We start from the raw sequence: 25,143 nt of genomic DNA, 5'->3' as shown, positions 1-25,143 counted from the left end.
TCACAGCACTCCCATCAGATAGACGAATGAGAAGACACAGATCCAGACGATATCGAGGAAGTGCCAGAACAGACTTAGGCACAAAATCCTCGGCCGGGTCATGTCATTCAAGCCCTTGGTATAAAGCTGAATCAGCATGACTAAAATCCAGATCAAACCAAAGGTGACGTGCAGCCCATGGGTGCCGACCAAAGTAAAGAACGACGACAAAAAGGCGCTTTTGTCGGGGCCATAGCCTTCATGAATCAGGTGCTGGAATTCGTAGATCTCCATGCCCACGAAAGCCGCGCCCAGCAAGAACGTAATGGCCAGCCATGCTTTCACCTGACCCAGGCGTTCGGCATTCATCGCCAACACACCCATGCCGAAGGTAAAACTACTGAACAGCAGCAGGAAGGTTTCAACCAGTACAAACGGTAGCTCAAAGATATCGGCAGCCGTTGGGCCTGCCGCAGTGCCTTTCATCAGCACGGCGTAGGTAGCGAACAGTGACCCGAAGATCACTAAATCGCTCATTAAGTAAACCCAAAAACCAAACAGCTTGGTGCCCGCCGCATCGTGATGCTCGTGATGATCGGCCGATCCTTCGTGATGTAACGTATCCGTTGCCATTACGCTTTCACCTCCACGTAGCGTTGCTTACCTTCGCGTCCTTCAACCTCGGCAGAGGGTTTGTAGGGATCGGAATTTTTAACGCGTTGTTGATGCTCACGCTCGATACGCTCAACTTCAGCAGCGGGAACGTAGTAGTCGATATCGTCGTTAAACACCCGCGCCATAAAGCTGACAAAGACACCGATGGCACCGACTCCTGCCAGCCACCAGATATGCCACACCAAGGCAAAACCAATGACCAGCGCAAATAGGCTGATGACAGGGCCAGCCACCGTGTTACGCGGCATATGAATATCGGTGTAAGGCGCTTCTTCCTGCTGCTCATTACTGCGCTGCTTTTGTGACCAGAAGCTGTCGATGTCACCGACGACTGGCAAGCGGGCGAAATTATAAAACGGCGCAGGTGAAGAGGTTGACCACTCCAAGGTGCGGCCATCCCAGGGGTCACCGGTCACATCAGCGTTCAGTTTGCGGTCGCGGATACTCACCCAGAACTGGATGATGGTGCAGGCAATACCCATCATGATGATTACCGCCCCTACCCAGGCCAGGATCATCCACGGCTGCCATTCAGGGTTGGCGTAGGACTGCATGCGGCGCACGGCACCGAAGAAGCTCAACACGTAAAGTGGCATAAAGGCGACATAGAAACCGATAAACCAGCACCAGAACGAGCGCTTGCCCCACTTTTCGCTTAGCGTGAAGCCAAACGCTTTGGGGAACCAGAAGGTAAGACCGGCCATCATGCCGAACACAACGCCGCCAATAATGACGTTATGGAAATGAGCAATAACAAACAGGCTGTTATGCAATACAAAGTTGGCTGCGGGTACCGCCAGCATGACGCCGGTCATCCCCCCCAGGGTAAAGGTGATAATAAAGCCCAGGGTCCAGAGTACCGGCGAGGTTAGTTCCAGGCTTCCACGGTAAATGGTGAACAGCCAGTTGAAGACTTTCACCCCGGTAGGAATGGCGATGATCATCGTCATAATGCCGAAGAAAGCATTGACGTTGGCGCCCGCCCCCATGGTGAAGAAGTGGTGCAACCAAACAATAAATGACAACAAGGTAATCGCAATCGTCGCCCATACCATGGTCATGTAACCAAACAGCCGCTTCCGGGCAAACGTCGAGATCACTTCAGAGAATACGCCGAAGGCAGGCAGAATCAGGATATAAACTTCTGGGTGGCCCCAGGCCCAGATGAGATTGACGTACATCATCATGTTGCCGCCAAAATCATTGGTAAAGAAGTGCATGCCGAAGTAGCGATCCAGCGTTAGCAGCGCAATCGTCGCGGTCAGAATCGGGAACGAGGCGATGATCAGCACGTTGGCGCACAGCGAGGTCCAGGTAAAGATCGGCATGCGGAACATGGTCATGCCTTTGGTGCGCATCTTTAGAATAGTCACGAAGAAGTTGATACCGGTGAGCGTCGTGCCTATCCCCGATATCTGTAACGCCCATATCCAGTAATCGACCCCCACCCCGGGACTAAACTCGATCCCCGATAAAGGCGCGTAGGCAAGCCAGCCGGTTTTGGCGAATTCGCCCACCACCAGCGAGATATTGACTAATATTGCCGCTACAGCAAACAGCCAAAAACTCAAGTTATTCAGGAAGGGAAAAGCGACGTCGCGGGCACCAATTTGCAGAGGTACCACCAGGTTCATCAGACCGATGACCATGGGCATGGCGACAAAGAAGATCATGATCACGCCGTGGGCGGTAAAGATCTGATCGTAGTGCTCAGGCGGTAAATAGCCCGCTGCGCCCCCGGCGGCCATGGCCAGTTGGGTACGCATCATAATCGCATCGGAGAAGCCACGTAACAGCATGACCAGCGCGACGATGAAGTACATGATACCGAGCTTTTTGTGGTCAACAGAGGTAAACCACTCGTTCCACAGCCAGCCCCATTTACGGTAGTACGTTATTAAACCAAACAGCGCTATCCCACCAATGGCCATAACGGCCGCCACGACCATAATAATCGGCTCGTGGTAGGGAATGGATTCTAAACTGAGTTTTCCAAACACGGCTTAACCCCCTGCTTCAACGCTAGCAGGATGTGTGCGCATAGCATGATCCTGATTAGCATGGTTATCGGTGTGGTGACCAGATGCGGCCGCTTGATGGGTGCTAGGTGCGTTATCACCATCGGAAGAGTCAGCGTGGTCGCTGCCCATTGAGTGATCGCTGTCCATCTCGTGCTCACCGCCCGTGTGAAAGCTTTTCAAAATGCTTTCGTATAGGGCTGGTGAGATCGCAGAGAAGTACTCTACTGGGTGCGATTCGCTAGGTTCCGCCAGCGCTTCGTAGCCTTCAGGGTAAGTCAGCGTTTCAGAGGCACCGCGCACGGTTTCAACCCAGTCATCAAACTCGCCGGGGGTAGTCACCTTGGCTTCAAAGGTCATACCCGAGAAGCCCGCGCCACTGTAATTGGTAGAGCGACCTGGGTAGCTGCCCATTTCATCGGCAATCAGATAAACATCGTTATCCATGCCCGCCATGGCGTAGATTTGGCTACCAAGATGGGGAATGAAGAAGGCATTCATGACCGAACCCGAGCTAACGCGAAAGCGCACTGGAGTGTCGACGGGAAAGGCTACTTCATTAACGCTCGCCACGCCCTGCTCGGGATAGATAAACAACCATTTCCAATCTAACGCCACCGCCTGAATCTCAATCGGCGCTACGTCGCTTTCCAACGGCTTGTGTGGATCCAGGCTATGCGATGTTTTCCAGGTCAACAGCGCAAGCACCGCGATAATCGCGCAGGGCACGATCCAGATCACCGCTTCAATTGCGTTGGAGTGTGCCCAGTCAGGCAGGTATTTCGCTACGCTGTTACTACGCCGATACCGCCAGCCAAATAGCAGCGTCATCGCAATAACAGGAATGACGACAATCAACATCAAGCCAAAGGAGGTGAGGATCAGCGAGCGCTGCTCAGCACCAACTTGGCCTTTCGGGTCTAACAGGGCCGAACTACAGCCTGCCAGAAACAGACACAGCGCAAGGAGCACCAAAGTGCCTCGCCTGCGCCATAGAGAGCGTCGTTGCATGGTGTGATCTCGTGAAATGTTCAATAAACACTAGCCTCTATATAGCAGGCTAACTATCACCCCATACTCTTCCCAAAACATGCTCCTACGAGCACAAGAACATGCGTAGTGCACTGAGCGTCACTGCTCCGGGAAGAATATGCGCCGCCAAGTGGGAACAGCGGCGGGTCTTGCTCGCCTAAGCTTTAAAAGCAACAGCAAGTAAGACGAAAGTATTTTCTATTGATCTAGATCATGAAAGAAGTGGCGCATTGCCGCACCCAAGCTATTGACGGGGATAGGCAAGCGAAAAACCTCTACGCCACGGTTACCACTGGCACATCGCGACCATGTCCCCCTAGCAGTTGCGGCGCACCCTCTTCGTCGGTAACAACTACATCAAAATCATTTAGGGCTGCGAAATAAGCCGGTCGCACCACGCCAAACTTGCTGGCATCCACTACCAGCAAGCGCTGCATCGCGGTGGCAATGGCGGCCTGTTTAGGCGCTACTTCGTGAAAGTGGAAACAGCTTACGCCGCGCTCCAAATCCACCCCCGCCGCGGAAATCAATGCTTTATTGATGCCCAATCGTTCAATGGCGGCGGCCATATTGTCGCTGCCAAATGATTGTGAAGCGGCATAAAACAACCCGCCCAGTAGCACAAGGCGTACGTTGGGCAAGGCGGCAACGGCATTGGCGACGTTGAGTGCATAGGTCACCACCGTCAGTTCACGAAAGTGACTTAACTGACTCAGCAACGGAATCAGCGTCGAGCCACAGTCAATAAACAGCGTATCGCCCTCTTCAATAAAGGCGAGTACTCGCTGGCAAAGGCGATACTTCGCCTGATAGTGGCTAGCCTGCTGCTCGGTTAAGTCGTAAATCGGAGTGACACCAGGATAGTTCGCCATCACCAAGCGCCCGCCCAGCAGGCTCATCGCAGTAGGCTGGGTAGTGAGATCGCGGCGGATGGTCATCTCCGATACATCGCACAGCTCTGCAGCATCGCGCAGATGAAGAGTGCCGCCACTGGCTAGCGCTTCCTGAAGTTTGGCAAGGCGCTGAGCGCTGCGGCCATTCATGGTGGGCATCTCCTTATCAACCCCTCTTGTTGTGATTAGCGCAACATAAGCCTTCATGCTGCCTCTTGTTGCGTTTCTATGCTGAGCGAGCAGCGACGGAATTTCCACTGGAACAGCGACCATTAACGCTATTCGTGATGCTTACGATAGCGATATGACATTTAAATAGCGTTGATGTGACAATACTTGCAAATCAGCGTTAGAAAAATAACACTAAATGTTATAATTTTAACATTAACGCCAGCCCGCACGATTATAACCACGGATAGCCACACTCAAATGGCTCCGCGACAACCCCCGTTGAGGCTTACATGACTGCTCGAAAACACACTCGCTCTTCATCGCTTGTCACCCTTAGTGCTGGCGCTTTACTGACAAGTACTGCCCTAGTCACTCCAGCATTTGCAGACGACGCTCAGCCCCACCCGCTTGACCGGCTGTGGTCGTTTGCCAATGTCTCGGTCAACTATCTCGATTGGTCGAACGGCACCGAAGCACGCACCGCCTCTAACGCGGCGAAAAGCGACTTTATGTTTCTCGAAATTGAAGGCGGCGCTGGCTTTAGCTGGGGCGAATTTTACGGCTTCTTTGATTTCGAGAACCCCACCAATGACCAGTTCGATGAGTCCAGCGGTGGCCAAGACAACTTCCGAACCGCGGGTAAAATAACCTCGCACATTTATCTGGGCGACAGCCCGCTGTCGATTTATGCCCACCTTTACGACTTCCGTGATTACGGGTACGAAAGCCGCGAGCAGGATCAGATTCTGGGTTTAGGCTACCGCACCACCTTCGATAACGGCCTGTGGTTTAAACCCTTTATTGGCGCGGCGCGGGTGCAAAGTAACAGCTATACCGGCATGAACGGCTTCATGGCTGGCTGGGTCGCGGGGTATGATTTCTCGGCGCTCAACCAGAACTTCAGCGTCACCAACTGGCACGAGCAAACGTTTGGCCGTGATGACGATTATCTGGAGCAAAATTACGTTGGCGATACAGCAGGCAGTGTAGGCACCAACGGTGCACTGAGCCTATGGTGGCATCCGAGTGAATTGATCACCACCGGTATTCAGTATCGCTACTCTGATAACAAGTTGGGCACCCCCAATGATTATCAGAATGCGATGATCTACTCCGTCAAGCTCAACTTACTTTAAACGCGTTACTGTCTATAAAAACGTTACTTACGCGCTGACGCGAAGGATCCCCCTATGACACTCCTTATGAGCTTGGTGGGTATGGTCACTCTGGTGGCCATTGCCCTGATCTTCTCTTACGACCGTAAATCGATCCGGCTGCGTACCGTGCTGGGCGCCTTTGCTATCCAGGCGGGTATCGGTGCCTTTGTACTTTACGTGCCCTTCGGTCAGGCGGTGCTGCAGGCCATCTCCTCTGGCGTTAGCCAAATTTTGGTGTATGCCAATGACGGTATCGGCTTTCTGTTCGGCGGCTTAGCCGATGTGGATAACGTCGGCTTTGTGTTTGCCATCAAAGTACTGCCGGTGATTATCTTCTTCTCCTCGCTGATCGCCGTGCTCTACTACATCGGTATTATGCAGTGGGTCATTCGCATTCTGGGTGGCGCACTACAGAAAGCACTAGGCACTTCGCGTACTGAATCACTCTCTGCAACGGCCAATATCTTCGTCGGGCAAACCGAAGCGCCGCTGGTGGTGCGTCCGTTTATCGCCCGCATGACGCCGTCGCAATTGTTTGCGGTGATGTGTGGTGGTCTGGCGTCGGTCGCCGGTTCAGTCTTGGCGGGTTACGCCGCGCTGGGTATTCCCATGGAGTATTTGGTAGCAGCCTCCTTTATGGCGGCACCGGGCGGGTTGCTGTTCGCCAAGCTGATCATGCCGGAAACCCAGGATGTGTCCGATAGCGACAGCGTTTCCAAGGTTGAAGAAGAAATTGAAGCCCAGGAAGATAAGCCCGCCAACGTGCTGGATGCGGCGGCCTCCGGCGCTACCTCGGGCTTAATGCTGGCCGCCAACGTGGGCGCCATGCTGCTCGCCTTCATCGGCTTAATCGCTTTGATTAATGGCATTCTCGGCGGCGTTGGCGGCTGGATGGGCTTTGACTCCCTTAGCCTGGAACTAATCTTGGGCTGGCTGTTCGCCCCGCTGGCGTTCCTTTTAGGTGTACCCTGGGAAGAAGCTACGCTGGCCGGCTCGTTCATCGGTCAAAAACTGGTGGTCAACGAATTTGTCGCCTATATCAACCTAGCGCCCTACATTGATGGGGAACAGGTGGTGGCGGCGACAGGTCAGATGATGACACCGCACACCATGGCGATCCTCTCTTTCGCGCTGTGTGGCTTTGCTAACCTCTCCTCCATTGCGATTTTGCTGGGTGGCCTGGGCAGCATTGCACCGACTCGCCGTAAAGAGATTGCCCGCTTTGGTGTCAAAGCCGTATTGGCCGGTACACTGTCCAACTTGATGTCGGCCTCAATTGCTGGCTTCTTTATTGCCCTAAGTAACGCCACTGCTTAACGCAGCGGGGTTTACTGAAGGTGACGGGCACTGCGGCTTTATCCGCAGTGCCCGTTTTTATCTTTTACTGATTTGTGAGAACTCCATGACTGCGACCGCCTCCCCCCATATTGCCCAAGCCGCCCGCCAAGCACTCACCCTCATGGATCTAACGAGCCTGAACGATAGCGACACCGACAGCACCATCGAAGCGCTGTGTCAGCAGGTAAAAACGCCCTTTGGCACCCCTGCTGCCGTTTGTGTCTACCCGCAGTTTATCGTTACTGCCCAGCGCGCGCTTACCGCGCATAAGCTCGATAACCAAGTTAAAATTGCCACGGTCACCAACTTCCCCAACGGCGACGACGACATTATGGCTGCCGCCCGTGAAACCCGCGATGCGGTTGCCTCCGGCGCCCATGAAGTTGATGTGGTCTTTCCCTACCGCGCGTTGATGGCAGGCGACGAAGAGACCGGCCTTGAGCTGGTTGAAATGTGCAAAGCGGCCTGCGCTGGCCAAGCGCTGCTCAAAGTGATTATTGAGTCCGGCGAGCTTAAAGAGCCCGCGCTGATTAAACGCGCCAGCGAACTCGCTATTGAAGGCGGCGCTGATTTTATTAAAACCTCGACCGGCAAAGTAGCCGTTAACGCTACGCTGGAAGCCGCCGAGATTATGCTCAAGGCCATCAAGGCCAGTGGCCAAGACGTTGGTTTTAAAGCAGCAGGTGGCGTCAAAACCGCCGAAGACGCGGCGGAATATCTAGCCCTTGCCAACGATATTATGGGCCAAGGCTGGGTAACCCCCGCGCACTTCCGCTTTGGGGCCTCTAGCCTGCTGGGCAATCTGCTAGCTACGTTGACCGGCAGCACCAGCGCGGCACCCCAAGGCCAAGGAGGTTACTAATGTCTGCCAATGCAACCCAACACGCGTTGCTGCCCCAGGAGCTGATTCGCCTTAAGCGTGATAACCAGCTGCTGCCCGCGGAAGAGATCAAAGCGTTTGTGCAGGGCATTGCCGATGACCGCATCAGCGACGCCCAGATTGGCGCCTTCACCATGGCGGTGTTTCTCAACGGCATGAGCCGTGAAGAAGTCGTTGCGCTGACCACCGCGACCCGTGACTCCGGCCATGTGATGCAGTGGAGCGATTTGAACCTGCCTGGCCCGATTGTCGATAAGCACTCCACTGGCGGTGTAGGCGACTTGGTCTCGCTGGTACTCGGCCCCTGGGTCGCCGCCTGCGGCGCCTTCGTACCGATGATTTCCGGGCGTGGCCTGGGCCATACCGGCGGCACACTGGATAAGCTCGAATCGATCCCCGGCTACAACCCCTACCCCGCACCAGAGCGTTTCCGCGAGGTGGTGAAATCCACCGGCGTGGCAATTATCGGCCAAACCGGTGATTTGGCACCTGCCGACAAGCGCATCTACGGCGTGCGTGATGTGACCGCCACGGTGGAATCGATTCCGCTGATTACCGCCTCTATTCTAGGCAAGAAGCTGGCCTCCGGGCTGGATGCGCTGGTGATGGACGTTAAAGTCGGTAGTGGCGCTTTTATGCCTACGCCGGAAAAGTCCCGCGAACTGGCCAAAAGCATTGCCAATGTGGCCACCCAAGCGGGTACGCCCACCACTGCCCTGCTTACCGATATGAGCCAGCCGCTAGCGCCCTGCGCCGGTAACGCCGTTGAAATCGTCGAGACACTGGCTCTACTGCGCGGCGACCGCCCCAACAGCCGCGTGATGCAAGTCACTCGCGAGCTGGCGGTAGAGATGCTGATCGCCGGCAAGCTCGCTGACTCACGTGAAGAAGCACTAACTAAGCTTGAGAAAGCGCTGACCTCCGGCGCTGCCGCGGAAGTGTTCGCCCGTATGGTGCGCGAACTCGGCGGCCCCAGCGACTTTATGGAGCGCTCAGATCACTACCTGGCCAAGGCCGACGTCATTAAACCCGTGTATGCCGAGCAAGCAGGTGTGGTCCAGCGTATTGATACCCGCGCTGTAGGCATGAGCGTGGTGGAACTAGGCGGTGGCCGCCTGCGTAACGACGCCAGCGTCGATCACAGCGTTGGCTTCACTAACATCGTCGAAATCGGCGAGAGCGTGGATAGCCAGCGCCCCATTGCCATGGTGCACGCCCGCAGTGACGCCGCCGCCGAGCGTGCCGCCGAGCAGCTGCGCGCGGCGTTTACGATTGGCGAAGGCGCTGCCAGTGCCGACACCCTGCTACAAGACACCTTCCGTGGAGAAGCCTTATGAGCCGCGCGATTGTAATAGTCCTCGATTCCTTTGGAATTGGCGCCGCCCCGGACGCCGTGACCTTCGGCGATGAAGGCTCCGACACCCTGGGCCATATCGCCGCCGCTTGCGCCCGTGGCGAAGCGGATACCGCCAATCGTTCAGGGCCACTCAAGCTGCCCAACATGGCCAAGCTGGGGCTGTTTCACGCCCACCGCGATGCCACAGGCAGCGTTGCCGAAGGCGTCACGCTGCCGGAAAGTCTGGAAGGGGCTTACGCCCACGCCAAAGAGATTTCCAGCGGCAAAGATACTCCCTCCGGCCACTGGGAAATTGCCGGCGTGCCGGTACGCTTTGACTGGGGCTACTTTCTGGATAAAACCGACAGTTTCCCCCTTGAGCTGCTCGACGCCATCGTCCAGGAAGCAGACCTCTCTGGGGTGATTGGCAACTGCCACGCTTCGGGCACCGAGATCATCGCTCGCCTGGGTGAAGAGCACATAGCCACCGGCAAACCCATCGTTTATACCTCGGCGGATTCGGTGTTTCAGATCGCCGCTCACGAAGAGCATTTCGGCCTTGAACGGCTTTATAAGCTGTGCGAAACCGTCCGCGAGCTGCTAGAGCCTTACAACATTGGCCGCGTCATTGCGCGTCCGTTTATCGGCGAAGACAGTAACACCTTCGCCCGCACCGGCAACCGCCGCGACTACAGCGTTGAGCCGCCCTCGCCCACCGTGCTGCAAAAGCTTGATGATGCCGGCGGTGAAGTGGTCTCGATTGGTAAAATTGCCGATATCTACGCCCACTGCGGCATTACCCACAAGGTAAAAGCCAGCGGCCACGACGCGCTGATGGACGCCACGCTCAACGAGATCGAGCGCACTGGCCAACGCGACGAAGGCGAGCGCGCCATGATCATGACCAACTTTGTCGATTTTGACTCGGTCTATGGCCACCGCCGAGACGTGCCGGGCTATGCTGCCGCGCTGGAAGATTTCGACGCCAAGCTGCCTAAGCTGCTGGCGGCGCTAAGCGAAGATGATCTGCTGATTCTCACCGCCGATCACGGCTGCGACCCCAGCTGGCAAGGCACCGAGCACACCCGCGAGTATATCCCCATCCTGGTACACGGCCCCGGCTTTACACCCGGCTCGCTGGGTGAGCGCGGCACCTTTGCCGATATTGGCCAAACCCTGGCCGACTTTTTCCTGCTACCGGCCATGGCCGATGGCAAAAGTTTTCTTCCCGAAGCCGCTTAAAGGCGAGTGACAAACCACCAGCACAAGATCGTGCAAGGTCAGAATCAACCCGTAGCGGGGGTCTTTCGCCATGGATGGCGAAAGTAGCGCCCAGGGAAGGGTTCACAGCGCCCCCGCCTAGGGTTTATTCGGACCGTTAAATTATTGATATGGGAGCGTTACATGGCTACACCGCATATTAATGCCGAGATGGGCGATTTCGCTGATACCGTCCTGATGCCCGGCGACCCGCTGCGCGCCAAATACATCGCCGACACCTACCTGGAGAACGTTCGCCAAGTCAACGACGTGCGCAACATGTTTGGTTATACCGGCACCTATAAAGGCCGCGAGATTTCCGTGATGGGCCACGGCATGGGCATTCCGTCGGTCTCCATCTACGCCAAAGAGCTGATCACCGACTACGGCGTTAAATCGCTGATTCGCGTGGGCTCCTGCGGCGCGGTGCGCGACGATGTCAACGTGCGCGATGTGGTCATCGGCATGGGCGCCAGCACCGACTCCAAGGTCAATCGTATGCGCTTTAACGACCACGACTTCGCCGCCATTGCCGACTTTGAACTGACCCAGCACGCGGTTGCTGCCGCTAAGGCCAAGAATGTGCCGGTCAAAGTGGGCAATATGTTCTCAGCGGACCTGTTCTACAACCCGCAAACCGACATGGCTGAAATGCTCAAACGCTACGGCATTGTCGGCGTCGAGATGGAAGCCGCAGGTCTTTACGGCGTCGCCGCTGAGTTCGGCGCCCGCGCCATGACCATCTGCACCGTGTCGGATCACATCCTGAAAGGCGACTCGCTCTCCAGCGCCGATCGTCAAACCACGTTTGACGACATGATGTTGATTGCCCTGGACACAGTACTTCGCGACGACGCTGCCCGCGCTTAGAACGTTGAAAAGAGCGCGTTGAAGCTGCCAAAAGGAAAAGTGATGGAACAGGTATCAGAACAGATCGTTCAAACGTTGTTAAGCGCGCGGGCTAACGCCTATGTGCCCTACTCCGCGCACCCGGTGGCCTCTGTGATGGTAACCCCTGACGGTCATCAGTTTGCGGGCACTAACGTGGAGGTGGCGCACTACAAAGGTCTCTGCGCCGAAGCTTCGGCCATTTCCGCCATGATCACTGCCGGGCAGCGCCAATTGGCCACTGTCTACGTGATGGGCCCTGGCGATCACCTCTGCACGCCCTGCGGCGACTGCCGTCAGCGGATTCGTGAGTTCGCGACCCCAGAGACACAAATCAAGGTTCTTTCCGGCAGTGGCGAATTGATGAAAACCTACACCATGGAAACGCTGCTGCCCGACGCCTTTGGGCCAGAGCAGTTGCCGCCACGCTAAGTCAGCCCGCTTGGCTTTCAAAACCAGCCCCACTCGGGCTGGTTTTGTGCATATATTGCTCGTACTCTTAGCAGCCACTGTATATTTTTGATGAAGTGTGCCGATGAGAGCACTGTATTTATTTGGAGAACGCCATGGCTGGTTTACTGCCCAACGTCGACCCTGACGGCTTGCTTGAGTACTCAGTGGTCTACACGGACCGCTCGCTGAACCATATGTCGCAGCAATTTCAAGGTGTGATGCGCGATATATCGGCCACGCTGAAAGAGGTCTACAACGCTCACTCGGCCATCATCGTTCCCGGCAGCGGCACCTTTGGTATGGAAGCCGTCGCGCGGCAGTTTGCCGTTGATCAGAAAACATTGGTCATCCGCAACGGTTGGTTTAGCTACCGCTGGACGCAAATTATCGAGATGGGCCGTTTAACCGACCAGCACACGGTGCTTAAGGCGCTACGCCTGAATGCCGATGACTCGCATTCGCCTTTCCAGCCGGTTCCCATTGATGAGGCCGTGGCGCAAATTCGTAGCGAAAAACCTGCCGTGGTGTTCGCCCCGCAAGTCGAAACCTCCGCTGGTTTGCTGCTTCCAGATAACTATATTCAAGCGCTCGCCAAGGCCACTCGCGAGGTAGGCGGCCTGTTTGTGTTAGACGCCATTGCCGCTGGCACCCTGTGGGTGGATATGCAGGCACTGGGCATTGATGTGGTGGTAAGTGCGCCGCAAAAAGGCTGGAGCGGTTCGCCCTGCTGCGCCATGGTCATGCTCTCAGAGCGCGCCACGCAGCGCTTGAGTGACACCCAGAGCAACAGCTTTGCCTGCGACCTGGGCAAGTGGCACAGCATCATGCAAGCCTATGAGAACGGCGGGCACGCCTACCACGCCACGATGCCTACCGATGCGCTGCGGCAGTTGCGGGATATCATGCAGGAGACCCGCTCTTACGGCTTTGCCAAGGTGAAAGAGGAGCAGCAAGCGATTGGCCGTGAAGTCCGTGCCATGCTTAAGCGCCACGGTTTTGTGAGCGTGGCTGCGGAAGGCTTTGAAGCACCGGGTGTGGTGGTGTGCTATAGCGACGATAGCGGCTTAGTGGGCAAACTTGCCCAAGCGGGCGTGCAAGTAGCGGGCGGTGTGCCGTTAATGTGCGATGAAGGCGATAACTTCCAAACCTTCCGCATAGGCCTGTTTGGCCTAGATAAGCTGCACCACACAGAGCGCAGCGTGAACAGCTTAGAGCAGGCGATTAAAGCAGTGGTTTAAGAGCGTGTTTAAGAGAGTGCTTAAGAGAGTAAGGAAGGAAAAGCCCGCTATTAAAATAGCGGGCTGAAGGTCACATATACCCCACGCCCCGCGGCATCATCCCTAGATGGTTTTCGACGCGAGTTACCCCAGCCACATTTTCTGCTGCGACCGTCACCGCCTGCTTCTGCTCAAGCGACTCGACTAGCCCCCAGACCTCTACAGCACCGCCATCCACAATCACGCTAATGCCTTCGACTTGTACGCCGGTATTATTCTCAACCTCTTTGAGAATAGCCTCACGAATTTGTCGATCGTCCGAGGGTGACTGAGTCGGCGCTACCGCCGCATTGGCAATTCCTTGCAGCAGATTAGCGCGGCTGACGATCCCCACCAACTTACCTTCACGCACGACGGGTACACGTTTGATGTGGTGCTTTTCCAGCATTCGCGCAATGGTATGCAGTGGCGTGTTCTCTTCCACGGTCAGTGGATCTGGCGTCATCACTTCGTGGGCTTTACGACCATGCGTCTTGACATAGTCGCCAGCATCCTTGCCGCCCGTAAATAGCGATAACCACCATGAGTGACCGTGGTCACTGTCATCTTTTACCCGGCGCATCAAATCGCCTTCACTGACAATGCCGATCACCCGGTGATCGCCATCGACGACAGGCACAGCGCTGATACGGTGTTTAAGCAGCAGTTGCGCAATGTCACGCACTTCCGTATCGGGTCCCACACTCACCACTTTGGGTGTCATGATATCAATAGCTTGCATGGCTCTTCTCCTGGCGCCTAGTCCCCTTTAAATCAGCCTTACGCAACTCGCCCTTGGACTTAAATCTGACACGTTGAGGCTGGTTCGTTCAGACTGATTCGTTAAGGCTAAGCCGCAGTGGCAGTTCGCCCTGCCTTCTCTTTGAGCCTAGTTCGCTACTGGAAATTTGCCTATGCCGGCTGGCTATCTAAAAGAACGCATTGAGACTAATTTGATCTAGCGCAGCTTTATGCCTGCTTACCGGTTGGTTTGTTCGCCGCTGTGGCACTACTCTCTTCCACTTTCTCCACATCAACAATGCCTGAGCGACTTACCACGACTTTCCAGCGGGCAAGGTAGGGCGTGTCTTCACTGCCCGTTTCACGAATCACCAGATTAAACAGGTGGCGGCGTTCGACGCTTTCACGCACTGCTTGGCCATCTTTAAGCCGATAGATGTGGTGCTTCCCTTTACTCATTAGCCGCGTGAGCATGGAAATATCCAAATTCAGTGTTTCGCGCGTATGCTCATAGCCGCTTAAAAAGCGCGTGGGTGACATACGTGAACTTGAGCGGTAGTGCAGCACTACCTCTTCCCGCTGGGCCACCTTGCGACGGCGCAATTGTTGGATGTCATCACTCAGCGAAGCGAAGCGCTTGTAGTCAAACCACTCCAGCTGGCGACCCACCACGGCATTTCGCGTGGGGTCTAGATACTGGCGACGCCACTTAGGACGGCCTTTGCGCAGCAAGCGCCAAAGGGTGTTGCGCAAATCATCCTTAAAAACTTCACGCATGGCGTAGAGCAGCGCCATGGCTAACACGAATAGCGCAGAAAGATCCCCTAACGCGCTACGTAACTGCAGCACGCCTAATGTCACAAACCCCATTACCACCGCCGTGGCCAGGGCTTTGACCGCTTTCTGCTCGCCGCCGCCCAATTCCAATGCCTCTTGCTTTAGCGTAATCGGATGTTCAATCAAACGCCGCAGTAGGCGCATTTTGTTCGACATGCGCGTCGGGTCCGCCATTACTCGCTCGGCGTTGTATTGCTGTTCGCGGCGATGTTCATCCTCCCGGTGGCACACGCTGATAAAGCGTCGACGAATCTCAGTAAACTCACCACCACGTGGCATATGCGCTACTAACGCCAGTAATTGCTGTTCGGTAAACCAGGAGAGGTAGTTATCAATATTGGCGAAGTATTTTTTGAAGCTTTCGTCATCCGGCTGATTGCGTCGCAGGCGCTTGAGGATTCCGTCACTCAAGTCGATCATTTCATGCAGTTGGTCACGTAAGGCAACCGCACTTTCTTGCTCTTCACTACTCTCTTCCCGCTGTTGTTGGCGGGTATGACGTAACTTATTGGCGCTTACTAACATCGCTTGCGTGGTGCGCTCCATCGCTTCCACGTATTGATAGGCGTATAGGCTCAAACTCAACCGGTAAGAGTCACTCCCCAGGCGATTGCGACTGGCCAACCGACTATGCACCAGTGGCAGCAGGTATTCGTCACTGTAGTAAGTGCGCGATACATGAATGGCGGCATGATAAAAAGCCTCCTCTGAGATAAGCTGAGTACTTAGGCCCAGCTCGCCAGGCACAAAGAGATAGACGTCGAGGTTATGCGACGTCTCTTCCTTGAGCCGACGGGTAAGACGCAGCTGAAAGCTGTTTTTACGCTCAACGTTGATCAACCCACCAATCTCCTACTCCTTTGTCTAACGTGATGATATACCATGGCTAACATAATCATGGCGCTGCACAAGATCACTGCCGCCTCTTCATCTGTGGAGCTAGGAAATGTCCACTGCCCGTTTTTCACCCTTTGAGCTGCTGTGATTAGAGTGATATTGGCAGGTTACGCGCACGCTTAGGACTCAGCCACGGCGCTCACTGGCAAGGCGATGTGGCGAATGACTTTTCGCTGCCTCCCGATCATGCAATCTCGCGTCACGACGAACTGGTTGACCGCGTTAACCACGCGGTCTCTTTGTATAACCGTTGGCGCCGCTTACGCGGGCCGTGGTTACTCATCGCCGTGTTCTCCGCCGGTACTGGCATAGGTATCGGCCTGGGGCTTGCCTTGTGCTGGGGGCTTTTGCCGGTGTGACGCGGCGCGATTAGGCGTTTCATCGTGCTTGCGCGCCTGCTCATCGCGCCGTATTTCTGCCTTGGTTGGGCGGGGTGCCGGCTTCGGTGGTGCGGGTTTCTTATGATCGTCTGTGTTTGTTTCGCTTTCTTGCTCAGCGTCTGACTCACCCTGCTCACTTTCTGGTGCACCATTGTCCAGCGAAAACGACGTGCCCGCAGTCGCCTCCATGCGGTCTTCTGAGCGCGATTCCATACTGATGCTGAGCCGCGGCACACCCAGGTCAATCTCTTGAGCTTCCATGCGCTGTTTGAGCAGCAAGTTAAACGCCCGCGAAACATCCCACTGCATTTCTGGCGCGGTGCGAAAACGCATACGCAGGATGGGGCAGCCATCTTCAAACCCCTGAACCCCCTGCATCTCCAGTGGTGACCAGATGTAGTGACGCATCATCGGGTCACGGCGCAGCTCCTGCGCGGTTTCCTGCATCAGCGTAATGGCATCGTCGATTTTCATATCAAACGGAATACGGATACGCATCAGCGCAATGCCGAACTGCCGAGACATATTATGAATCGACTCAATGCGGCTAAAGGTAATGATATGCACGATCCCGTCCAAGTCGCGAAGGCGAACCGTGCGCAGCGTCAGCCCCTCGACCGTGCCCATGTGGTTATTGATCTGCACAAAGTCATCTACCGCCAGCGAATCTTCGATCAAAATAAAGATGCCGGTGATTAAATCCTGCACTAATGTTTGGGCACCAAAACCAATCGCTAGACCAATCACACCAGCACCGGCTAACAGCGGTGTCACGTTAACACCCAAGTTCGCCAAGCCGGCGATGACGGCAATAATCAAGATAGTCACAAAGATGACGTTGCGAATCATCGGCGTGATGGTTTGCGCCCGGGCCTGGTTGACCCGCCGCCCCCGCGAGCGTGCCGACGAGGTAAGCGCCCGCTGAATGGCGGTGTCGGCAAAAATCCACACCAGCCACGCCAACAGCACCGTGGCGCCAAGACTGACCAGCGCTTGCCCAATGCGGGCACTGGCGACTGCTTGTTGGCCCAGACCAAAGAACGAACTGCCCCACACTTGCATCGAGAGCTCGGCAAATACCATCCATGCAAAAATATGGGCGAGGACAAAGCCGAAACGCTCTAAGCGTTTACGGTATTGGCTCTGACGATGACGATGACGGCGCTTGCCCATCCGCTCCGCTTGGCGGCGCAGCAGCCCGGTCACTACCAGCGTAAGGACCAGCAGGCTGGCAGAGATAATTGAGCGCGCCAGCGCAGTGCCGACATCGCCAACGGTAATAAAAATCGCCAGTAGTGAACCACTCACCAGTAGCAGCGCGGGAATGTGCCATAGCCCACCCAGCGAGCGGATCATCTCAACCGCAGTGCTGGCGTCACGGCGTTGTTTAAACGGTCGGTTGCAAATCAAATGACGCACAGGGCGTTTGAATTTAAGAATAAACCGCGCTGAAAGCAGCGCCGCCAGCATGTTGGAAAGCACCGAGACCAAGCTCGACAGTTCGCTGCCCAGCATTTCAACCAAGCGGGTTGAGTTGACCGCATCGCCAAGCGCAATCAACGCACCAATCACAAACATCCCACGCAGGGCATGCTGCTGAAGTAATTGAACCGCCGTAAACCGGTGGCCGCGACTAAAGAAGGCGATGACCGTTTCAAACACCACCGACAGCGCCCGCCCGCATAGGCAGATATAGGCCACCACCAGCACCAGCGTTCGCCCTGGGCTGTCCGGAAGCACTTGTCCAATTCCAAGCGTGAAGGCAAACGCCAACGCCCAGGGCAGCATACGGCGTAAGAAGTGCACAGCCATTAACCAGGCTTTGGGGTCACGAGGCAGATCCAGCGGCCACTCTCGGCGGGTAGCGACCATGCGCCCGAAAGCAATCATTACCACCAGCAGCCCGATCCAAATCAGGGCCAGGACAGCTCCTTCAGCAACCGCACGAATGGCTTCGCCTTGGTCGGCATCGTCGTTCAGGGCGCGTAAATCGTCCGCCCCCTGAACCAGCTGGCGCGCCCATTGATCAACCGGTGAGTCACCTGCCTGCGCCTGATCGCCAAGGTCGCTTAGCGTATCGGCGAGGGCACCCAGCAGCCCTTGGCGCACCACGCCCTCGTCTTCGGTGGCAGCATCTGCGGTTACCTGCAGCTCGCGCAGCGACGTGAGCAGCTCAGTGCGCCGCTCCTCGTTTTCAAGCATGGTGATGACATCAGTTAACGAGGCCTGGAACTCTTCGCCGCTGACCTCAACCTCCTGCTCCTCAGAGCCACCGCCCAAACCGGGTATTGACACCACTTGCGCCTGGGCCTGCGTGATTGCCATGCTCGTCAGTAGTAGGCTTGCCAATACAAACAAGACAACGCCCATTACCGCGCTAATTAACCAGTGCTGTCGCACGCCTTACTCCTGAATATTAATCTGAATGGCGTCCTGCTTACCGTTTACCGCCGCTTTAGTTTATAGCCCTTAGGAATGCACTCAGCCTCAACGCGTGACTATGATAGGCTGGATGCTTAAACGTTCACCTCAAGGATGCCGAGATGACGCTACAAGCTCCACCTAACCGCTTAAACAGTCATGGGAATATCCGGCAGGTTGGCGTCGAAATTGAATTTGCTGGCCTGCCACCTCGAGACACGGCGATGATCGTACGTGAACTGTTTGGCGGGGAGCTTAACGTGGTAAGCCCTCATCGGCTACTAGTAGAGAATACCCGCTGGGGCGAATTTGGCATTGAACTCGACACTCAGTACGCTCACCCTGACAAAGCCCTACTGGAAGACCCTAACGCTCAAGACAGCGAGTGGGCGCGCCACCAGCACCAACGACGCATCCAGTTCCATCAAAAAACCCGCGAACTGATTGGTGATATGGTCACTGGCCTAGTGCCTACCGAAATTGTTTGCCCGCCGGTGCCCTGGAATGAACTTGAAGATTTAGACGCGCTGTTTGAAGCACTGCGAGAGCACGGCGCCAAGGGCACCGATGCTAGCTTGATGTATGGGTTCGGGTTGCATCTAAACCCTGAAGTAGAGCGCTTTGATGCCGACTATTTGCTTGCCATGCTGCGCGCGTATTTATTACTTGCCGGATGGCTGCGCGATGAAATTAAAGTCGATATTACCCGCGAGGTGCTGCCCCATGCCAACCCCTTTCACAAAGCATACGCGCTAAAGGTCCTGGATAGCCGCTACTCACCTGATCTGGATACCTTGATTGACGACTACCTGCATCATAATCCAACGCGCAACCGTGAGCTGGATATGTTGCCGCTGTTTGCTTATCTGCGCCCTGACCATGGCCATGAGTTGCTACATGCTCAGCTCACGAAACCACGTCCCACTTTTCACTATCGCTTACCCAACGCCCAACTTTCCCAACCGGGTTGGGGCTCGGCAATGGAGTGGAACCGCTGGGTGGAAGTTGAGAAACTTGCCGCTAACTCGGAGGTGCTGCTCGCTCGCTGCGCTGAGTATATTGCCGAACATAACCGACCGATGCTGACCCGCGTAAAAGAAAAACTGGTCCGTTGGCTGCGTCGTGAGCGCTAATTTTTTAATGTCTTATTTTCAACTTCACATTTTTCAACTTTATTTCTTGCCACAGTGAGTAACCACCTGCATGTCTCGGCCGCTTATCGGAATTACCACCTCTGACCGCAAAAGCCACTTAGCATGGTGGTTTGATTGGTTCGCCGTCTGGCGCCATGGCGGCAAACCGCTGCGGTTATCGCCTTCACGCCACCAGCCTGACCATTTAGATGGTTTAATCATTGGTGGCGGAGATGATATTCAGGCCCACCTTTACGGCGGCGAAGTGCAGCTGGATGTACGCCTCGACCCGGCACGGGATGAATTGGAGCTTGCGCTGCTTGAGCGGTTCATTCCGCTGCATACGCCCGTACTGGGTATTTGCCGGGGGGCGCAATTAATCAACGTCCACCTTGGTGGCACTCTAGACCCGGATATTTACACCACACATGAAGGGCTAAAACGACGCCGTACGGTACTGCCGCGCAAAACCGTCGATATTGTCGGCGCGAGTAAGCTACACCGGTTGCTCGGCGTGACATGGTGCCGGGTTAACAGCCTGCACCACCAAGCTGTTTATGGCGCAGGCAGGGGGATAGAAATTGTCGCCCGCGACCGGGACGGCTTGGTACAGGGCATCGAGTCACGTGAACATGAATTTTTGATTGGCGTGCAGTGGCACCCCGAGTGGCTAATTTTCAACCGCCCCCAGCAGCGCTTGATTCGCGCGCTGGTGACGGCTTCACGACGTCATGCTAGAAAACGCCCGCTGTCAGCTCAAGACGGCTAACGCTGCGTCGTAATCTGGTTCGTTTTTCAGCTCGCTGACCAACTCACTGTGTAGCACGCGATTATCGGCATCCAGCACCACCACCGCACGGGCACACAGCCCCTCCATCGAGTTATTACACAACGCCACGCCCCAGACTTCACGAAACTCTGGGTGACGGAAAGTAGACAGCGTTTCAACGTTATCCAGCCCTTCTGCACCGCAAAAGCGTTTGGCAGCGAAGGGTAAATCAGCCGAAACCACCAATACCACGGTGTCAGCAAGGTTAGAGGCCAGTTCGTTAAAGCGACGCGTCGACATCGCGCAGGTAGGCGTATCCACACTGGGAATAATATTAAGCACCTTACGCTTGCCCGCATAGGTCGCAAGCGTAACGTCTTGCAGCTCAGTGTTGGTCAGTGTCATTTCAGGTGCTGCCTGATCTTTAGCAGGCAGTGTGCCAGCCACATCCAGCGGCTCGCCCGCACGGGTAATTTGTTGCATTGTCGTTTCCTTATGTCGTTAATAACGAATGAATTCTTACCATCCAGGAGGCCATGGTAGGCTATCATCATGCCTTTGTGCTCTTCCTGAAAGACCTTTGTTTAACATTTGCGTTTCATCGTACCGAGGGAGTGATATGGCCTGTGTATTAATCGTTAAAACCGGCGATGCTTATCCAGAAGTCGTCGACCAGTACGGCGACTTTGAAACGCTATTTGAAAAGCAGCTAAGTACTGCCTTGCCTGCGCATTTAGAGGTGCAGGTATGGGACGCGCAACGCAACCCTACCCCACCCGCTCTAGACACCTTGGCAGGCATACTGATCACTGGCTCGCACAGCATGGTCAGCGATGCAGAACCCTGGAGCGAAGCACTTAAACCATGGCTGCAAGGCGCGTTGGCAAACGATATGCCCATGCTGGGCGTTTGCTATGGCCATCAACTCATGGCCGCCGCTTTTGGCGGTGTCAGCGATTACCACCCAGCAGGCCGCGAGTCGGGTACTCATACGGTGCGACTGACGCTGGCTGGCCGACAAGACCCGCTATTTAGTCAGTTACCGGAAAGTTTTGCGGCACACCTTTCCCATGCGCAGTCGGTCATGCAGGCGCCTCACGGCTGCACTGTGCTGGCCCACAATAGCCACGACGCCCATCAAGCGCTGCGCTATGGCCCGCGCCAATGGAGCGTACAGTTCCACCCTGAGTTCAGCGTGCCCGTCATGCGCGCCTATATAGAGCGCCAACGCGCTATCTTGCGCGACCAGGGTGAGAACCCTGCAAGCCTATCAGCGAAGGTGACTGATGCATCAGACGCAGCTAGCCTGCTCACGCGCTTCCTCGCGTTTGTATAGCCCCGATTAACGCTGATCTCGCCTCGACGCTAAGCGATCGGCAAGCCGTGTAGGTTCAGGCAGTTTGGTACGCCCTAAACAGCGCATCACCCAGGCAAGCGACGTTTCCAGGGTGATGCGATGCCCTGGTGACACATACACCGGTTTTACCTTGGCACGAGAGCGCAGCACGGCCCCAATAGTTTCTTGCCCCGCGTAAAGCGGCACCCAGTCTCCGCGCTGCTCGCCCACCTCAGCGTGTTTGCCATATAGGCGTGATTTGGCAATCCCAATAGTGGGTAAATCCAGCCACAGCCCTAAATGCGCCGCCACCCCTAAGCGCCGTGGATGGGCAATTCCCTGCCCGTCGACCATGACCAGTTCAGGTAATACGCTGAGCTTTTCAAACGCCCCCAGCGCCGCCGGAATTTCACGAAACGAGAGCAGGCCAGGAATATACGGCATGCGGGTGGGCTCACGATGAACCACTTGTTCCACCACGTTTAAACTGGGCGCGGTAGCAGGGTCCCACTCCAGCAACACTACGGCTGCCCGGGTTGTTTCGCCGCCATCTTCAAAACCGATATCCACTCCCGCGATATGCTTCACAGAGGCCAAGCGGTCGGATATTTCTAACCCCTTCGCCAACTGTGTCTGTAACGCCCTCGCTTCCTTAGGTGCTAAATTCCATTCGTGTAGCGGTGCAGACATGTCATCCTCCCTGACAATAAACAATCCAATGAATGAAGAGTAAGGTAGCAAAAAAACGCCCCCGCACCAGTAAAGGAGCGGGGGCGTTTGAGATTTTCTCAGTGGCCGCTTGGCGGCAGCTGATTAATCCTTACGTCGAAGGCTTAAGCGCGTTCGCGACGACGAACCGGCGCATCGCCTTCGTCACGACGGCGGCGCGGAGCGCGCTCAGCCGGGGCGCTGTCTTCGCTGATTTCCAACGGACGACCGGCCACACGGGCACGTGCCATCTTGGTCAGAATCGTTGCGGGCAAGCCGCTCGGCAGTTCGACTACAGAGAACGCGTTGCGGATATCGATACGACCGATACGCGCGCCTTCAATGCCGCCTTCGTTGGCAAGAGCGCCAACTAACTGACCCGGCTTCACGCCATCTTTATGACCTACGGAGACGCGGTAGCGCGTCATACCTTCGGTCGGCGCGCCAGTGCGTTCACGACGGGCACCCGGCTTACCGGCAGGAGCGCCATCACGCGAGGGCTTCTCTTTACGCGGTGCCTGTAGGCGACCAATTGGCGGCTCATCAGCACGCGCCATCGCGGCAAACGCACAAGTTAGCTCGATCGGGTCATGGCCTTCTTCGATCAGACGCTCAATCAGAGCACGCTGCTCTTCGGCGCCTTTCGTCAAGGAGGCAATCACGCGCTCATGGAAGACTTCATCGCGATGAGCGCGAATAGCGGCTTCGTCAGGCAGCGGCATTTCGGTCATTTTCTGGCCGGTTGCCTGCTCCATCCAACCCACTTTGCGCGCTTCACGGAAGCCAGCAAAGGTAATCGCGATACCGCTACGACCCGCACGGCCCGTACGGCCAATACGGTGCGTGTAGGCTTCTGCATCTTGCGGCAGATCGTAGTTAATAACGTGCGTAATACGCGATACGTCAAGACCACGGGCGGCTACGTCGGTGGCGATCAGTACGTCGACTTTGCCACGCTTCAAGCGCGTAATGGTACGCTCACGCAGGCTCTGGTCCAGATCACCGGACAGGCCAGCGGCGTTAACACCACGGGCAGTCAGCTGCTCAACTAGCGTGGTACAAGCGGCACGGGTACGCACAAAGACGATAGCGCCATCGACCGGCTCGACTTCAAGAATACGCGCAACGGCTTCAAGCTTAGCGCCACCATCAACACGTACAATGCGCTGTTCGATGTTTTCGCCGGTAGTGGTACCTGACTCGATCGCCACTTTTACCGGGTTAACCAAATAGCGGTTAACGATGCGTTCAATTTCAGCCGGCAGCGTGGCCGAGAAGAACACACGCTGAGCATCTTTCGGGGTATCGGCAACCACGCGTTTTACGTCGTCGATAAAGCCCATGCGCAGCATTTCATCAGCTTCGTCCAGCACTAGAGCGGACAGGCCATCAAGCTTCAGGCTACCGCGATCCAGGTGGTCGATAATCCGGCCTGGAGTACCGACAACCACTTGCGCGCCACGCTTAAGGGCGCCCAGCTGTTCACGGTACTCTTGGCCACCACATAGGGTCGCCACTTCGAGACCTTTCAGGTTTTGACCATACTTACTAAACGAGGCAGCTACTTGCTGAGCCAATTCGCGCGTTGGCGCCATTACCAACACTTGCGGCTCGCGGCGAGTCAGTTCTAAACGTGACAGTAACGGTAATGCAAACGCTGCAGTTTTGCCGGTGCCGGTTTGTGCTTGGCCCAGCATATCGCGGCCTTCAAGCAGCGCAGGGATGGTTTGCGCTTGAATCGGCGAGGGAACTAAATAGCCCTGTGATTCAACAGCAGAAAGAACAGCAGGCAAAAGAGCCAGGTCGCCGAAGCTCGGCGAGGCGACAGAAGTCGAGGTCATTAATCACACCTTGGTAGGCCGGTAAGTACCGGCAAAAAACATCATAAGCGTCCCTGACTCTGTTAGCGCATAACGACATGCATGTAGTCGTTATCGAAAACAGGCACCGCCGTAGCGGTCATAGCCATCAATGGAGTCGGAGACGCCGGTCGCACCTAGCATCCGGTTGGCAAACACCGCATTCGCGGGCCAACCGTTGTGGCGACCTTCTGCGCCGATTTCACCCGTGTGGTGAAATACTGGAGGCGCGCCATCTACACAGCAATGAACATCTAGCAATTGGCGAGATGTTCCCGCAAGCGATACTGCTGATAACTATTAATCACTACTCATTAATAACTATGCAAGTAAACGCTCACCGTCGTGATGGAGGGGTCAGCACATGCGAGGAGCGCGCATCCTAACATCGCATTTTGCTTCTGACCAGCACTTTTAACTTACACCATACTGAATCATGGACTTGCGCTCATGCAGATATGGTCTAACCTAGAAAGTACCTAATCAAGTTCACTACCCTCAAGGAGCGATGCAATGAACTGGGATCAGATTGAAGGCAAATGGACAGAAATGAAGGGCAAGGCTCGCTCTAGCTGGGGTGAGTTTACCGATGATGAACTGGATCAGATTGGCGGTAAGAAAGACCAGTTAGTCGGCAAGCTTCAGCAAAAATATGGCCTTGAGCGTGAAGAAGCAGAGCGTCAGGCAGACGACTGGGCTGATAAGCAGTAAATCTATATTTGCAAA

23 protein-coding genes are annotated in these 25,143 nt (G+C 55.6%); 12 read left to right on the top strand and 11 right to left on the bottom strand.

From position 1 onward, the window contains the following. The 4 genes from cyoC to HZS80_RS08075 form a co-directional block, all read right to left on the bottom strand. Positions 1-612 carry a cytochrome o ubiquinol oxidase subunit III gene (cyoC, locus tag HZS80_RS08090; RefSeq protein ID WP_179915742.1) on the bottom strand — a complete coding sequence of 204 codons (612 nt, stop codon included), beginning with the start codon at positions 610-612 and terminating at the stop codon, positions 1-3. Then, complete coding sequence (gene cyoB, locus HZS80_RS08085; RefSeq protein WP_035559331.1) at positions 612-2,654, bottom strand: cytochrome o ubiquinol oxidase subunit I; 2,043 nt, start codon at positions 2,652-2,654, stop codon at positions 612-614. The genes cyoC and cyoB overlap by 1 nt, the downstream gene beginning before the upstream one ends. A gap of 3 nt (positions 2,655-2,657) precedes the next feature. Then, a complete protein-coding gene (gene cyoA, locus HZS80_RS08080; RefSeq protein WP_035559326.1) occupies positions 2,658-3,683 on the bottom strand; it encodes a ubiquinol oxidase subunit II in 1,026 nt (341 codons plus the stop codon). Positions 3,684-3,979: 296 nt separating this feature from the next. Beyond that, the gene (locus HZS80_RS08075) at positions 3,980-4,747 is read right to left on the bottom strand and encodes a DeoR/GlpR family DNA-binding transcription regulator (protein ID WP_035559322.1); all 768 of its coding nucleotides are present in this window, start codon (positions 4,745-4,747) and stop codon (positions 3,980-3,982) included. A 311-nt stretch (positions 4,748-5,058) separates the two neighbouring features. Here HZS80_RS08075 and HZS80_RS08070 point away from each other — a divergent pair, with 311 nt between their 5' ends. The 8 genes from HZS80_RS08070 to HZS80_RS08035 all read left to right on the top strand — a co-directional run bounded on the left by HZS80_RS08070 (position 5,059) and on the right by HZS80_RS08035 (position 13,318). Beyond that, a complete protein-coding gene (locus HZS80_RS08070; protein WP_179915741.1) occupies positions 5,059-5,904 on the top strand; it encodes an outer membrane protein OmpK in 846 nt (281 codons plus the stop codon). 54 nt (positions 5,905-5,958) lie between these two features. Next, complete coding sequence (locus tag HZS80_RS08065; RefSeq protein WP_179915740.1) at positions 5,959-7,242, top strand: NupC/NupG family nucleoside CNT transporter; 1,284 nt, start codon at positions 5,959-5,961, stop codon at positions 7,240-7,242. 85 nt (positions 7,243-7,327) lie between these two features. Beyond that, a complete protein-coding gene (gene deoC / locus HZS80_RS08060; protein ID WP_035559316.1) occupies positions 7,328-8,125 on the top strand; it encodes a deoxyribose-phosphate aldolase in 798 nt (265 codons plus the stop codon). Beyond that, positions 8,125-9,480, top strand: coding sequence for a thymidine phosphorylase (gene deoA / locus HZS80_RS08055; protein WP_179915739.1), 1,356 nt, complete (start codon positions 8,125-8,127; stop codon positions 9,478-9,480). The genes deoC and deoA overlap by 1 nt, the downstream gene beginning before the upstream one ends. After that, positions 9,477-10,721: a phosphopentomutase gene (locus HZS80_RS08050; protein WP_179915738.1), complete on the top strand. Its 1,245-nt coding sequence runs from the start codon at positions 9,477-9,479 to the stop codon at positions 10,719-10,721. Before deoA ends, HZS80_RS08050 begins: the two co-directional genes overlap by 4 nt. A 162-nt stretch (positions 10,722-10,883) precedes the next feature. Then, positions 10,884-11,609: a purine-nucleoside phosphorylase gene (gene deoD / locus HZS80_RS08045; RefSeq protein ID WP_179915737.1), complete on the top strand. Its 726-nt coding sequence runs from the start codon at positions 10,884-10,886 to the stop codon at positions 11,607-11,609. 42 nt (positions 11,610-11,651) lie between these two features. Beyond that, entirely contained in the window at positions 11,652-12,059 is a 408-nt protein-coding gene (gene cdd, locus HZS80_RS08040; RefSeq protein ID WP_179915736.1) for a cytidine deaminase, read from the top strand. 134 nt (positions 12,060-12,193) lie between these two features. Beyond that, a complete protein-coding gene (locus tag HZS80_RS08035) occupies positions 12,194-13,318 on the top strand; it encodes an aminotransferase class V-fold PLP-dependent enzyme (RefSeq protein ID WP_179915735.1) in 1,125 nt (374 codons plus the stop codon). Between the two features lie 70 nt (positions 13,319-13,388). On the opposite strand, the gene HZS80_RS08030 is transcribed toward HZS80_RS08035, so the two are convergent. From HZS80_RS08030 to HZS80_RS08020, 3 genes are all read right to left on the bottom strand, one after another. Continuing rightward, on the bottom strand, positions 13,389-14,078 hold the full coding sequence (locus HZS80_RS08030; RefSeq protein WP_035559297.1) for a CBS domain-containing protein: 690 nt from the start codon (positions 14,076-14,078) through the stop codon (positions 13,389-13,391). A gap of 227 nt (positions 14,079-14,305) precedes the next feature. After that, entirely contained in the window at positions 14,306-15,754 is a 1,449-nt protein-coding gene (locus HZS80_RS08025) for a hypothetical protein (RefSeq protein ID WP_035559294.1), read from the bottom strand. A 332-nt stretch (positions 15,755-16,086) separates the two neighbouring features. Further along, on the bottom strand, positions 16,087-18,591 hold the full coding sequence (locus HZS80_RS08020) for a mechanosensitive ion channel family protein (RefSeq protein WP_179915734.1): 2,505 nt from the start codon (positions 18,589-18,591) through the stop codon (positions 16,087-16,089). 143 nt (positions 18,592-18,734) lie between these two features. Here HZS80_RS08020 and HZS80_RS08015 point away from each other — a divergent pair, with 143 nt between their 5' ends. Beyond that, positions 18,735-19,745: an amidoligase family protein gene (locus HZS80_RS08015; RefSeq protein WP_179915733.1), complete on the top strand. Its 1,011-nt coding sequence runs from the start codon at positions 18,735-18,737 to the stop codon at positions 19,743-19,745. Between the two features lie 70 nt (positions 19,746-19,815). Further along, positions 19,816-20,514 carry a gamma-glutamyl-gamma-aminobutyrate hydrolase family protein gene (locus HZS80_RS08010; protein WP_035559285.1) on the top strand — a complete coding sequence of 233 codons (699 nt, stop codon included), beginning with the start codon at positions 19,816-19,818 and terminating at the stop codon, positions 20,512-20,514. Here the strand turns inward: HZS80_RS08010 and tpx are convergent. After that, complete coding sequence (tpx, locus tag HZS80_RS08005; protein WP_035559281.1) at positions 20,497-20,997, bottom strand: thiol peroxidase; 501 nt, start codon at positions 20,995-20,997, stop codon at positions 20,497-20,499. The two genes, HZS80_RS08010 and tpx, sit on opposite strands and share 18 nt — an antisense overlap. 136 nt (positions 20,998-21,133) lie before the next feature. Between tpx and HZS80_RS08000 the strand changes: the two genes are divergently transcribed. After that, on the top strand, positions 21,134-21,850 hold the full coding sequence (locus tag HZS80_RS08000) for a glutamine amidotransferase (protein WP_179915732.1): 717 nt from the start codon (positions 21,134-21,136) through the stop codon (positions 21,848-21,850). A gap of 6 nt (positions 21,851-21,856) precedes the next feature. Here the strand turns inward: HZS80_RS08000 and nfi are convergent, their stop codons facing one another. The 3 genes from nfi to HZS80_RS07985 all read right to left on the bottom strand — a co-directional run bounded on the left by nfi (position 21,857) and on the right by HZS80_RS07985 (position 24,678). Beyond that, positions 21,857-22,540: a deoxyribonuclease V gene (gene nfi, locus HZS80_RS07995; RefSeq protein ID WP_179915731.1), complete on the bottom strand. Its 684-nt coding sequence runs from the start codon at positions 22,538-22,540 to the stop codon at positions 21,857-21,859. Positions 22,541-22,683: 143 nt separating this feature from the next. Beyond that, the gene (locus HZS80_RS07990; protein WP_179915730.1) at positions 22,684-24,399 is read right to left on the bottom strand and encodes a DEAD/DEAH box helicase; all 1,716 of its coding nucleotides are present in this window, start codon (positions 24,397-24,399) and stop codon (positions 22,684-22,686) included. Positions 24,400-24,489: 90 nt separating this feature from the next. Beyond that, entirely contained in the window at positions 24,490-24,678 is a 189-nt protein-coding gene (locus HZS80_RS07985; protein ID WP_035559269.1) for a hypothetical protein, read from the bottom strand. 252 nt (positions 24,679-24,930) lie between these two features. Between HZS80_RS07985 and HZS80_RS07980 the strand changes: the two genes are divergently transcribed. Further along, the gene (locus HZS80_RS07980) at positions 24,931-25,128 is read left to right on the top strand and encodes a CsbD family protein (protein ID WP_008957698.1); all 198 of its coding nucleotides are present in this window, start codon (positions 24,931-24,933) and stop codon (positions 25,126-25,128) included. Positions 25,129-25,143 lie beyond the last annotated feature (15 nt).

Source organism: Vreelandella glaciei, assembly GCF_013415125.1.
Taxonomy (GTDB): Bacteria; Pseudomonadota; Gammaproteobacteria; order Pseudomonadales; family Halomonadaceae; genus Vreelandella; species Vreelandella glaciei.
The sequence above is the reverse complement of the archived record's forward strand: the minus strand, read 5'-3'. Positions and strand labels throughout refer to the sequence as shown.